Source organism: Modestobacter versicolor, assembly GCF_014195485.1.
Taxonomy (GTDB): Bacteria; Actinomycetota; Actinomycetes; order Mycobacteriales; family Geodermatophilaceae; genus Modestobacter; species Modestobacter versicolor.
In genome coordinates, this window is sequence record NZ_JACIBU010000001.1 from 793,275 (window position 1) to 805,224 (window position 11,950).

An 11,950-nucleotide genomic window follows, 5' to 3' on the forward strand; every position below is an offset into this window, starting at 1 on the left:
CAGGTACCGGGACGCAGCACGAGGGCTGGGGGTGATGATCGGGCGATGAGCGCAGCCCCCACCGTCGGCACCACCGGTTCCACCGGCCACCTCGGGAGCCGGGTCGCCCGGCGGCTGGCCGCGGCGGGCGTCCCGCAGCGGCTGCTGGTGCGCGACCCCGCGCGGGCTCCGCAGCTGCCCGGCAGCACGGTGGCCGTCGCGCCCTACGACGACGCGGCAGCGGTGCGGACGGCGCTGGACGGGTTGTCGACCGTGCTGATGGTGTCGGCGGCCGAGCACCCCGACCGGGTCGGCCAGCACCGCACGTTCATCGACGCGGCCGCGGACGCCGGGGTCGAGCACCTGGTCTACGTCTCGTTCCTCGGCGCCGCGCCCGACGCGACGTTCACCCTCGCCCGCGACCACTGGGCCACCGAGCAGCACGTCCGGGCCCGGGGGCTGCGCGCGACGTTCCTGCGCGACTCGCTCTACGCCGACTTCTTCCCGTACCTCACCGGCGAGGACGGCGTGATCCGCGGACCGGCGGGCGAGGGCCGGGTGGCCGCCGTGGCCCAGGACGACATCGCCGACGCGGCGGCGGCGGTGCTGCTGGACCCGGCAGCGCACGCCGGCGCCACCTACGACCTGACCGGCCCGGAGGCGCTCACGCTGGGCGAGGTGGCGGAGACGATCACCGCCGTCACCGGACGCCCGGTGCGCTACGTCCCCGAGACCGTCGAGGAGGCGTACGCGTCCCGCGCCTCCTACGGCGCCCCGGACTGGCAGGTGGACGCCTGGGTGTCCACCTACACCGCCATCGCGGCCGGCGAGCTGGCCACCGTGTCGGGCGCAGTCGAGGCGCTGACCGGTCACCCCGCGCGCGGCCTCGCCGAGGTGCTGCGCGCCGGGTGACCTCCGGTCCGGCCGGACGGCGTCCGCCCGGGCCCTGTCGTCCCGACCTCGGGCGCTACGTCAATTGACCCGTTTCTGCCCGCGGCCGGCCCGCCGGGCCGGTGCGTCCTTGACCGGTGCTGTGAGCGGGGTCATGCTCGACGTGCGACATCGCACCAGGCGTTCAGATATCGCACACCGCGAGACGGCCCGGTCCGATACGACCCGTCCAGCGCCCGACGGAGGCGACGATGACCCGCAGCACGGCAGAACGAGCGCCCGCCCCGGTGGCGGCCGATGCCGCCCCCCGCCCGCAGCTCCAGGTGAGCGGGGTGAACAAGACCTACCAGGCCCGCCGGGGTGAGGTGCACGCCCTCAGCGACGTGAACCTGACCATCGGGCGGGGGGAGTTCATCTCCCTGGTCGGCCGGTCGGGGTGTGGGAAGACGACGTTGCTGCGGATCCTGGCCGGGCTGCTGCCGCCCACCTCGGGGGTGGTGGAGGCCGACGGGGAGAGCATCTGGCGCAACGGCAAGCGCAACGACGAGGCGTTCAAGCAGTTCGGGTTGGTGTTCCAGGACGCCAACCTGTTCCCCTGGTACACCGTGGCGGAGAACGTGTCGCTGCCGCTGAAGCTGCGCGGGATGGGCAAGAAGGCCCGCCTGGCGCGGGCGGGGGAGCTGTGCGAGCTGGTCGGGCTGCCCGGCTTCGAGAACGCCTACCCCCGGGAGCTGTCCGGTGGGATGCGGCAGCGGGCGGCGATCGCCCGCGCGCTGTCCTACGACCCGACCATCCTGCTGATGGACGAGCCCTTCGGCGCCCTGGACGCCCTCACCCGGGACAAGATGAACCTGGAGCTGCAGAACATCCACGCCCAGGCCGGGGCCACCGTGGTGTTCGTGACCCACTCCATCCCCGAGGCGGTGTTCCTGGCCGACCGGGTCGTGCTGCTCACCCCCCGACCGGGCCGGATCCGGTCGGTCACCCCCGTCTCGCTGGCCCGCCCCCGCTCGCTGGTCACCGAGACCAGCCAGGAGTTCCAAGACGTCGTCCGGGTGCTGCGCAGCGAGCTGGACGAGGAGGACTGATGACCACCACCAGCAACCACCCGATCAGCGAAGACGCCACCCCCGCCAGCGCCACCGATGGTGGCGCGCGCAGGTCGGGGTTGTTCGGGGACCGGGAACGGCTGATGAAGGTGCTGCCCTGGATCTCCAGCCCCATCCTGCTGCTCCTACTGCTGGGCAGCTGGCAGTTCGCCGTCTCGGTGGTCGGGGTCTCGGAGTTCATCCTCCCCGCCCCCTCTGCCGTCTGGGACTCCCTGGTCACCCTGCTGTCCGGGTCGGCGGTCTACCACGACATCTGGATCACCCTCACCGAGGTCCTCATCGGCTTCGCCGTGGCACTCATCGCCGGGGTCGCGATCGGCGCGGTGCTGGGCCGGGTCGTCTGGCTCGAGCGCGCCGTGCAGCCGGCGATGGTCGCCTTCCAGGTCGTGCCCAAGGTCGCGTTCATCCCGATCTTCGTGATCTGGTTCGGCTTCGGCACCACCTCCAAGATCATCATGGCGGCGATCCTGGCGTTCTTCCCGATCATGCTCAACGTGATGCTCGGGGTCCGCTCGGTCGACCGCGGTCACCGCGACGTCATGCGCGGGCTGGGTGCGACCCGCTGGGCCACCTTCCGCAACCTGGAACTGCCCTCCACGCTGCCCTACGTGTTCGCCGGCGCCGAGGTCGCCATCGTCTTCGCCGTCATCGGCGCCATCGTCGGGGAGTACCTCGGTGGCAGCGAAGGCCTCGGCCACCTCGTCGTCTCCAGCCTCAACGCACTCGATGCACCCCAGCTGTTCGCCGTGATCATCCTGCTCGCCCTGATGGGCTCCCTGCTGTATCTCGCCGTCACCACCACCAAACGCCTGGTCATCCCCTGGCACGACTCCGTCGCAGGACAGCAGTGAGCGTCGAGGCGGCAGCCGGCAGCGAGGTGGACGTCGACATCGACGACGTCCGCCGGGCGCTGGAGCACTACGCGAGCAAGGGCTGGAGTGACGGCCTGCCGGTGATGCCGGTGACCGAGAGCTACCTGGCCGAGTTCCTGGCCACCACCGACCGCGCGCCGTCGGACGTGGTCTTCGAGATGCCGCACCTCAACCGCACCTGCACGGTGCGCGCGGCGGCGATCAACGCCGGGCTGGCCGGCTGCCTGCCGGAGTACTTCCCGGTGGTGCTGGCCGCCTGGGAGGCGCTCACCCTGGACGGCTACGCGACCCGTGGCATCTGGCAGAGCACCACCGGCACCGCACCGCTGCTGATCGTCAACGGCCCGGTGCGCGAGCGGATCGGGCTGAACAGCCGGGGCAACGTGTTCGGCTCCGGCTTCCGGGCCAACGCCACCATCGGCCGGGCCATCCGGCTCACCGCCATCAACGTCTTCGGGCTGCGGCCGCACGAGCTGGACCAGGCGACCCAGGGCACGCCGGCGAAGTACACCGCCTGCATCGCCGAGAACGAGGAGCAGAGCCCCTGGCCGGCGCTGCACGTCGAGCACGGGATGAGCGCGGCCGACAGCGCGGTCACCGGCATGGTCGTCCGCTCGGTGCTGCACATCGAGGCCCGGCACACCGTCGTCCCCGAGCAGCTCGCGCTGGACCTGGCCGGCTCGCTGGCCCGCACCGGCGCGCTGATCCACGAGACCATCAGCGGCTGCCTGGTGCTCGGCCCCGAGCACGCCGAGCTGTTCGCCCGGGCCGGCTGGAGCAAGACCGACGTCCGGCAGGCGGTGTACGAGCGGGCCTGGAACAGCCGGGAGGCGCTGGCCGCCGTCGGCAAGGACGCGGTCTCCCGCAGCACCCGCTGGCGGGTGCCGGCCGACCACCCCGACGCCGTCCCCGACCGGGCGTCGGAGGCCGGCGGCGACCGGGTCGAGGTGCTGAACTCGCCCGAGGCCCTGCTCGTCGTGGTCGCCGGTGCCAACAACTCCGGCGTCTCCGCCGTCATCGAGACCTTCGGCCCGCGCGGCGGTGCACCGTCGACCGCCCGGGTGGCCGAGCCCCGCCCATGAGCACCACCCCCACCGAGAGGACACCGCGATGAGCACCGTGGACACCACCGGGCAGCAGACCCCGGCCGGCGACGACCAGCAGGTCGACGAGGCGCTGCAGGGGCTGCGCGACGTCCTGGCCGCCGACGGGTACGTGCTGGGCTGGTCCCGGCAGGGCGACGCCGAGCTGGTCGTGCAGGTCGCCGCGGGTGAGGGCGCCTGCGAGGACTGCCTGGTCCCGGAGACGGTGATGCACGCGATCCTCACCGACGCGCTCACCTCGACCCCGTACTCGGTCGCCCGGGTCGAGCTGCCGGCCGGAGCCAAGTGACGGCGGTCCGCCCGGGCGCTGCGACGCTCGTCGAACCCAGCCGGGAGATCCCGGTCCACGGCGAGTTCGACGTCGTGGTCATCGGCGGCGGCCCGGCCGGGCTGATGGCGGCCACCGCGGCCGCCCGGCAGGGCCGCTCGACGCTGCTGGTGGAGCGCTACGGCTTCCTCGGGGGCGCCGGCACCGCCGGCGGGCTGAGCACCTTCTGCGGGCTGCACGCCAAGGTGCACGGCGAGCACGTCCAGGTGGTGCACGGGCTGGCCGACGAGCTGCTCGAGCGGCTGGCCAAGCTCGACGGGCTCTCGGCCCCGCACCTGACGATCAACGACGGCATCCTGGCCCAGGCCTTCGACATCTCCAGCTACAAGCTGGCCGCCGACGAGCTGGTCACCGGTGCCGGGGCCGGGCTGCTCTTCCACGCCATGGCCGTGGCGGTGGTGATGACCGACGAGGCCACCATCGACGCGGTGGTCATCGAGTCCAAGTCCGGCCGGGCCGCCGTCCGCGGTCGGGTGTTCATCGACGCCTCCGGGGACGCCGACGTCGCCGCCTGGGCCGGCGTCCCGTTCGAGACCTCGCCGCACCTGCTCTTCCCGTCGATGATGTTCCGGATCAACGGGGTCGACGTGGCAGCGGCGGGAGAGCGGCCCTGGCGCACCGTCGAGCGGCTGATGGACGAGGCCGAGCAGGCCGGCACCCACCGCTTCCCGCGGAAGAAGCCGATCGTCCGGCCGCAGCGCAACCCGCTGGAGTGGCGGGCCAACCTGACCCAGCTGAGCAACGCCGACGGCAGCGCGATCGACGGCACCGACGTCGAGCAGCTGACCCGCGGCGAGCTGCAGGGCCGCCAGCAGGTGTTCGACGCCTTCGCCTTCATCCGCGACCGCACCCCGGGCTTCGGCAGCTCCTACATCGTCGACATCGCCCCGCAGGTCGGCATCCGGGAGACCCGCCGGGTGGTCGGCGACCACGTGCTCACCGAGGACGACGTGCTGGACTGCGTGGACTTCCCCGACACCATCGGGGTCAACGGCTGGCCGGTCGAGGCGCACGTCGCCGGCACCGTCGAGTTCCGCTGGCAGCGCGGGGAGGACTCCCGCGGGTTCAACCAGCTGCCCTACCGGATGCTGCTGCCGCAGCGCGTGGACAACCTGCTCGTCGTCGGCCGGTGCGCCTCGATGACGCAGATGGGCCAGTCCTCGGCGCGGGTCACCGGCCCGTGCTTCGCCATGGGCCAGGCCGCCGGTACCGCGGCCGCCCTCGCGCTGGACGACGGCAGCACGCTGCGCGGTGTCGACGTGGGCCGGCTCCAGCAGCGGCTGCGCGGCGACGGCGCCTTCCTCGGGGACGAGCCGGCGTGAGGGAGCTGCGGAGCAACTTCGAGCCCGGCACCACCCGCTGGGCGATGCGGCGGGCGCAGTGGACGGCGCTGGGCATCCCCGAGGCGGACATGGAGAAGCCCAAGATCGCCATCGTCAACAGCTCGTCGGGGCTGGCCAGCTGCTTCAGCCACCTCGACGGCATCGTCGGCCCGTTGAAGGAGGCCGTCCGGGCGGCCGGCGGGGTGCCCTTCGAGGTGCGGACGGCGGCGCCCAGCGACGCGATCACCAGCGCCGGCCGGGCCGGGCAGTACATCCTGCCCACCCGCGACCTGGTGGCCAGCGACATCGAGGTGGCCGTCGAGGGGGCGCTGCTGGACGGCATGGTCACCCTCGCCTCCTGCGACAAGACCACCCCCGCCCAGCTGATGGCCGCCGCCCGGCTGGACATCCCGACGATCGTGGTCGGCTGCGGCTACCAGCCCTCGGGGCTGTTCCGCGGTGAGCACGTCGACTTCGAGGACGTCTTCCTCTACGCCGGGCACGTGGCCACCGGGAAGATGACGGTCGAGGACCTCGCCGAGATGGCGAGCAACGCCGTCACGGGCCCGGGCGTCTGCGCCGGGATGGGCACCGCCAACTCCATGCACATCGCCACCGAGGCGCTGGGCATGGCGCTGCCGGGCAGCACCCCGGTGCTCGCGAACAGCCCGCGGATGTGGGACGCGGTGCGGGCAGCCGGTGCCCGGATCGTCGAGATGGTCGACGAGGACCTGCGCCCGCGCACCGTGCTCACCCCGGGTGCCTTCCGCAACGCGGTCGCCGCTGTGCTCGCCGTCAGCGGCTCGGTCAACTGCGTGAAGCACCTGCAGGCGGTGGCCGTCGAGGCCGGCTGCGACGTCGACGTGATCGCGCTGTTCGAGGAGCTCGCCGGGCAGGTGCCGCTGCTGTCGGCGGTCAAGCCCAACGGCGACCGGCAGATCGACGAGTTCGAGGCCGCGGGCGGGGCGCAGGCGCTGCTGCACCAGCTGCGGCCCTTCCTGGACCTGGACCAGCTGACCGTGTCCGGCGCGACGCAGCGGGAGGTGCTCGGCGGGGTCACCGTCGCCGACCCCGACGTCATCCGCCCGGTCGGGGACCCGCTGGCCCGCCACCCCGGGGTGATGGTCGTCCGCGGGTCGCTCGCCCCGGACGGCGCGCTGGTCAAGCGCACCGTCGCCGACGACGGCATCAAGCAGTTCAGCGGCCCGGCCCGGGTGTTCCGCTCCCGCGAGGAGGGGCTCGCCGCGATCCGCGGCGGCGAGGTGCGGGCCGGCCAGGTGCTGGTGCTCAGCGGGCTGGGCCTGCGCGGCGCCCCGGGGATGGGCTTCACCTCGGCGTTCATCTTCGCCCTGGACGGCGCCGGCCTCGGCGACGAGGTGGTGGTGGTGACCGACGGGCAGATGTCCGGCCTGGTCAACAAGGGCCTGGTGGTGGCCGAGGTCGCGCCGGAAGCGGCGCTCGGCGGCCCGCTGGCGCTGGTCGAGGACGGCGACGTCATCAGCGTCGACGTCGAGGCCCGCACGGTCGACCTGGACGTCGACCCGGCCGTGCTCGAGGAACGGCGGGGCCGCCTGGCGCCGCCGGAGACGCCCAGCGGCTGCGGCTGGCTGTCGGTGTACGCCCGGTCGGTCCAGCCGGTGTCCCGCGGCGCCACGCTCGGCGCCTGACCGACCGATGAGGAGGAGACAGACGTGACCCGCGAAGTCCTGCTCGACCCGACCGGCGACGGCGACGGTGCCGGCGACACCCGGCTGGCGCCGCGGCTGCGCAGCCTGAAGGGGGCGCGGATCGGCCTGCTGGACAACACCAAGCCGAACGCCTCGGTGGTGCTCGCCGAGGTGGCCCGCCAGCTGCGCCGCGACTTCGACGCCGGCGAGGTGACCACCTACGTCAAGGGCTACTTCGGCACCCCGGTGGAGGAGAGCCAGATTCAGCAGATCCTCAAGAACTGCGACTTCGTCGTGGCCGGGATCGGCGATTAGGGCTCCTGCAGCGCGGCCAGTGTGGCCGACGGAGTCCTGCTGGAGCGGGCCGGTGTGCCCGCCGTCAGCATCTGCACCGACGCGTTCCGGGTCCCTGGCGAGGCGATGGCCAAGGCCTACGGGTTCCCCGGCTACCGGTTCCTGGTGGTCCCGCACCCGCTCGCCAGCCTGGACCAGCAGCAGATCAGCGAGCGGGTCTCCACCGCGCTCGCCGAGCTGGTGGGCATCGTCGTCAGCGGCTGAGCCGACGGTGGGGGTGGGGTCGCCCGGGAGGGCGGCCCCACCTCGGCGGCACCGGCCGGCCGGCGGTCGTGGCACACTCCGGGCCCGCGCACGACCACCGGGCCGACGAGGTGACTGACACGGAGCAGGACGAGTCCCTGGAGCGGGGCGACCACTACGCCAAGACCTTCGCCCGGGGCCTGGAGACGATCCGGGCGTTCAGCCCCGAGGAGCCCGAGCTCTCGGTGAGCGACGTCGCCCGCAAGACCGGCATGCCGCGGGCCGCCGCCCGCCGCTTCCTGCTCACCCTGCTCGACCTCGGCTACGTCGGGGTCACCGCCGAGCGCCGGTTCTTCCTGCGCCCCGCCGTGCTCGAGCTGGGCTTCACCTACCTGTCGACGCTGACGCTGCCGCAGCTGGCCCGGCCGCGGCTGGTCGAGCTGACCGCCGAGCTGGGGGAGACCACCAGCCTCGGCGTCCGGGACGGCGACGACATCGTCTACGTCGCCCACGTCCCGGTGCGCCGCACGTTCAGCGCCGGCATCACGGTCGGCACCCGGGGCCCGGCGTACCTCAGCTCCCACGGACGGGTGCTCCTCGGCGCGCTGCCGCCGGCCGAGCTCGAGGCCTACCTGCAGCGGGTCCGGCTGGAGCGGCGCACCACGCACACCGTGCCCGACCGCGAGGCGCTGCGGCAGCGCATCGAGGAGGGCCGCGCCCAGGGCTGGGTCGCCGTCGACGAGGAGCTGGAGGACGGCGTCACCTCCCTCGCGGTGCCGGTGCACGGACCGGACGGCGACGTCGTCGCCTCGCTCAACCTCGCGAGCCACAGCAACCGCGAGTCCGTCGGCGCCCGGCGGCCGCAGACCATCGCCGCCCTCCAGCGGACCGCGGCCGCGCTCACCCGGGAGCTGCGGCTGCTGGGCGGGACCACCGACACCCGCAACCGGCTCTGAGCGGTCGGCCACGGCAGGATGAGCCGGTGACCTCCGTGCCGCACCTCGCGTCCCGGCTGCAGGGCTTCGGGACGACGGTCTTCGCCGAGATGAGCGCGCTGGCGGTGGCCACCGGCTCGATCAACCTGGGCCAGGGCTTCCCCGACCAGCCCGGCCCGGCCGAGGTGCTCGACGTGGCCCGCGCGGCGATCGGCACCGCGCACGACCAGTACCCGCCCGGCCCCGGCCAGCCCGACCTGCGCGCGGCGATCGCCGAGCACCACCGGCGGTTCACCGGGCTGGGCTACGACCCGGCCGACGAGGTGCTGGTGACCGCCGGGGCGACCGAGGCGCTCACCGCCGCGCTGATCGCGCTGCTGGAGCCCGGCGACGAGGTCGTGCTGTTCGAGCCGATGTACGACAGCTACGCCGCCGCGGTCGCGATGGCCGGCGGCGTGCTGCGCCCGGTGCCGCTGCGGCCCCCGCCGGCCGCCGCCGGGGAGGTCACCACCGGGGCGTGGACCTTCGACGAGGCCGAGCTGCGCGCCGCGGTCACCCCGCGGGCCCGGCTGCTGCTGCTCAACACCCCGCACAACCCGACCGGCAAGGTCTTCACCCGCCCCGAGCTCGCCGTGCTGGCCGACGTCGCCGAGCGCGGCGACCTGCTCGTGCTCACCGACGAGGTCTACGAGCACCTGGTCTTCACCGGCAGCGAGCACGTCTCCCCGGCCACCCTGCCGGGCATGCGCGACCGGACGCTGGTGGTCGGCAGCGGCGGCAAGACCTTCAACACCACCGGCTGGAAGATCGGCTGGGTCTGCGGACCGGCGCCGCTGGTCTCCGCCGTCCGCACCGCCAAGCAGTTCCTCACCTACGTCAACGGCGGGCCCTTCCAGCCGGCGATCGCCGCCGGGCTGCGGCTGCCCGACGACTTCTTCCGGCGGGTGGCGCACGACCTCGAGCAGCACCGCGACCTGCTGGTCACCGGGCTGGCCGAGGCCGGGCTGCCGGTGATCAGCCCGCAGGCCACCTACTTCGCCACCGTCGACGTCCGGCCGCTCCAGCCCGACGGCGACGGCTGGGCGTTCTGCCGGTCGCTGCCCGAGCGGGCGGGGGTGGTCGCCGTCCCGACCGAGGTGTTCTACGCCGCCGACCACGCCCCGCTCGGCCGGCACCTGGTGCGGTTCGCGTTCTGCAAGCACGAGGAGGTCCTCGGCGAGGCCGTGGCCCGGTTGAGGAGGATGCGATGAGGATCGCCGCGGTCCAGCACGACATCGTCTGGGAGGACCGGGCGGCGAACTTCGACCGGCTCGCCCCGCAGGTGGCCCGGGCGGTCGGCGCCGGTGCCGAGCTGGTGCTGCTCAGCGAGACCTTCTCCACCGGCTTCTCGATGACCCCGGGGATCGGTGAGCCCGAGGGCGGCCCGTCGTCGCAGTTCCTGGGCGCGCAGGCCGCCGAGCACGGGGTGTGGGTGGCCGGCACCTGCCCGGAGACCGACGCCGGCGGGGAGCTGCCCTACAACTCCTTCGTGCTGGCCGGCCCCGACGGCAGCACGCACCGCTACCGCAAGCTGCACCCCTTCGCCGCCGAGCGCGACCGGTTCCGCTCCGGCGAGGGCCCGGTGACCGTGCAGGTCGGCGACCTGCGGGTCACCCCGTTCATCTGCTACGACCTGCGCTTCGCCGACGTGTTCTGGCAGACCGGGCCGGGCACCGACGTCTTCCTGGTGCCGGCGAACTGGCCCAGCGCCCGGCGGCACCACTGGACGACGCTGCTGCAGGCCCGCGCGATCGAGAACCAGGCCTACGTCGTGGGCTGCAACCGGGTGGGCGTCGCGGGCGACGGCACCGAGCACGCCGGGGACAGCCGGGTCATCAGCCCGATGGGCGAGCTGCTGGCCACCGCGTCGGGGGTGGAGACGATCGTCCTGGCCGACGTCGACCCGGCCGAGGTGGCCGCCACCCGCGACCGGTTCCGGTTCCTCGCCGACCGCCGCGGCTGACGGCGTCCGTCAGCAGCGGGCCGGTTCCACCCGGCCGGTCACCTCGCCCAGGCCGATCCGGCTGCCGTCGGTGCCCGGCGCGGTGGCGGTGATCGTCACGACGTCGCCGTCCTCCAGGAAGGTGCGGGCGGTGCCGTCGGGCAGCGGCAACGGCTGCCTCCCACCCCAGGACAGCTCGACCAGCGACCCCCACTGGTCCGGCGCGGGCCCGGAGACGGTGCCGGAGGCGTAGAGGTCGCCGGTCCGCAGCGCCGCGCCGTTGACGGTGAGGTGCGCCAGCTGCTGCGCGCCGGTCCAGTACGTGCAGCCGAAGGGCGGGCAGCTGACCAGGTGCCCGTTGACCCGCACCTCCAGCGCCAGGTCGAGCCCCCACGGGTGGTCGTCGTCGCGCAGGTAGGGCAGCGGCTCGGGGTCGCGCTCCGGCGCCGGCACCCGGGCGGCCGCCAGTGCGGCCAGCGGCACCACCCACGGCGAGACCGAGGTGAGGAAGGACTTGCTGAGGAACGGCCCGAGCGGCTGGTACTCCCAGGCCTGCAGGTCGCGGGCCGACCAGTCGTTGACCAGGCAGACGCCGAACACGTGGTCGGGGAAGGCGCTGACCGGCACCGGCGTGCCGGGGGCGGAGCCGGCGCCGACGACGAAGCCGACCTCGGCCTCCAGGTCCAGCCGCTGCGTCGGGCCGAACACCGGCGGCTCGTCCCGGGTCTGCGACTGCCCGTGCGGCCGGACGACGGCGGTGCCGGAGACCGCGACCGAGCCGGCCCGGCCGTGGTAACCGATCGGCAGGTGCCGCCAGTTGGGGCTCAGCGGCGGGGTTCCCGGGCGGAGGATCCGGCCGAGGTTCTCCGCGTGGTGCCGGGAGCTGTAGAAGTCGACGTAGTCGGCGACCTCGACCGGCAGGTGCAGCGCGACGCCGTCCCGCGGGTGCAGGTGCGGCTCGACGGCGCCCCGGTGCGCCGGGTCGGTGACCCAGCCGGTCAGCTGCGCCCGCAGCTCCGCCCAGGCGCGTGGCCCGCGGGCGAGGAAGGCGTTGAGCGTGCCGGTGGCGTGCACCGGGTCGCCGGTGGCCGCGGCCAGGTCGAGCACCAGGTCACCGATGGCGACGCCGGTCCGCCGCCGGTCGTCGCCGGCCGGGGAGAAGACGCCGAGGGGCAGGTTCGCCGGGCCGAACGGGGTGCCCGACGGCAGGTCGAGCCAGCTCACGT

General features: G+C 73.9%; 11 protein-coding genes and 1 pseudogene. 11 read left to right on the top strand and 1 reads right to left on the bottom strand.

Annotated features, from left to right (window positions below; genetic code table 11):
- Positions 1 to 45: 45 nt before the first annotated feature.
- The 11 genes and pseudogenes from FHX36_RS03825 to FHX36_RS03880 all read left to right on the top strand — a co-directional run bounded on the left by FHX36_RS03825 (position 46) and on the right by FHX36_RS03880 (position 10,745).
- Positions 46 to 891: an SDR family oxidoreductase gene (locus tag FHX36_RS03825; protein WP_110550266.1), complete on the top strand. Its 846-nt coding sequence runs from the start codon at positions 46 to 48 to the stop codon at positions 889 to 891.
- A gap of 230 nt (positions 892 to 1,121) precedes the next feature.
- The gene (locus FHX36_RS03830) at positions 1,122 to 1,958 is read left to right on the top strand and encodes an ABC transporter ATP-binding protein (protein WP_110550265.1); all 837 of its coding nucleotides are present in this window, start codon (positions 1,122 to 1,124) and stop codon (positions 1,956 to 1,958) included.
- Positions 1,958 to 2,830 carry an ABC transporter permease gene (locus FHX36_RS03835; protein WP_220035763.1) on the top strand — a complete coding sequence of 291 codons (873 nt, stop codon included), beginning with the start codon at positions 1,958 to 1,960 and terminating at the stop codon, positions 2,828 to 2,830. Before FHX36_RS03830 ends, FHX36_RS03835 begins: the two co-directional genes overlap by 1 nt.
- Complete coding sequence (locus tag FHX36_RS03840) at positions 2,827 to 3,933, top strand: hypothetical protein (RefSeq protein WP_220035762.1); 1,107 nt, start codon at positions 2,827 to 2,829, stop codon at positions 3,931 to 3,933. Before FHX36_RS03835 ends, FHX36_RS03840 begins: the two co-directional genes overlap by 4 nt.
- 28 nt (positions 3,934 to 3,961) lie before the next feature.
- Entirely contained in the window at positions 3,962 to 4,243 is a 282-nt protein-coding gene (locus FHX36_RS03845) for a hypothetical protein (protein ID WP_110550264.1), read from the top strand.
- Positions 4,240 to 5,604, top strand: a complete 1,365-nt coding sequence (locus FHX36_RS03850; RefSeq protein WP_220035761.1) for an FAD-dependent oxidoreductase — start codon at positions 4,240 to 4,242, stop codon at positions 5,602 to 5,604. The genes FHX36_RS03845 and FHX36_RS03850 overlap by 4 nt, the downstream gene beginning before the upstream one ends.
- The gene (ilvD, locus tag FHX36_RS03855; protein ID WP_220035760.1) at positions 5,601 to 7,271 is read left to right on the top strand and encodes a dihydroxy-acid dehydratase; all 1,671 of its coding nucleotides are present in this window, start codon (positions 5,601 to 5,603) and stop codon (positions 7,269 to 7,271) included. Before FHX36_RS03850 ends, ilvD begins: the two co-directional genes overlap by 4 nt.
- Before the next feature lie 24 nt (positions 7,272 to 7,295).
- A pseudogene (locus FHX36_RS24110) lies at positions 7,296 to 7,829 on the top strand (UGSC family (seleno)protein).
- A gap of 110 nt (positions 7,830 to 7,939) precedes the next feature.
- On the top strand, positions 7,940 to 8,764 hold the full coding sequence (locus FHX36_RS03870; protein WP_146251482.1) for an IclR family transcriptional regulator domain-containing protein: 825 nt from the start codon (positions 7,940 to 7,942) through the stop codon (positions 8,762 to 8,764).
- 26 nt (positions 8,765 to 8,790) lie between these two features.
- Positions 8,791 to 9,993: a pyridoxal phosphate-dependent aminotransferase gene (locus FHX36_RS03875; protein WP_110550260.1), complete on the top strand. Its 1,203-nt coding sequence runs from the start codon at positions 8,791 to 8,793 to the stop codon at positions 9,991 to 9,993.
- On the top strand, positions 9,990 to 10,745 hold the full coding sequence (locus FHX36_RS03880) for a nitrilase-related carbon-nitrogen hydrolase (protein WP_110550259.1): 756 nt from the start codon (positions 9,990 to 9,992) through the stop codon (positions 10,743 to 10,745). The genes FHX36_RS03875 and FHX36_RS03880 overlap by 4 nt, the downstream gene beginning before the upstream one ends.
- Positions 10,746 to 10,754: 9 nt before the next feature.
- Here FHX36_RS03880 and fahA read toward each other — a convergent pair whose 3' ends face one another.
- Positions 10,755 to 11,948: a fumarylacetoacetase gene (gene fahA, locus FHX36_RS03885; RefSeq protein WP_110550258.1), complete on the bottom strand. Its 1,194-nt coding sequence runs from the start codon at positions 11,946 to 11,948 to the stop codon at positions 10,755 to 10,757.
- Between the last annotated feature and the right edge of the window lie 2 nt (positions 11,949 to 11,950).

Coding starts and splice junctions, on each gene's coding strand:
- FHX36_RS03825 (WP_110550266.1), top strand. CDS start 46: ATGAGCGCAGCCCCCACCGTCGGCACCACCGGTTCCACCGGCCACCTC.
- FHX36_RS03830 (WP_110550265.1), top strand. CDS start 1,122: ATGACCCGCAGCACGGCAGAACGAGCGCCCGCCCCGGTGGCGGCCGAT.
- FHX36_RS03835 (WP_220035763.1), top strand. CDS start 1,958: ATGACCACCACCAGCAACCACCCGATCAGCGAAGACGCCACCCCCGCC.
- FHX36_RS03845 (WP_110550264.1), top strand. CDS start 3,962: ATGAGCACCGTGGACACCACCGGGCAGCAGACCCCGGCCGGCGACGAC.
- FHX36_RS03880 (WP_110550259.1), top strand. CDS start 9,990: ATGAGGATCGCCGCGGTCCAGCACGACATCGTCTGGGAGGACCGGGCG.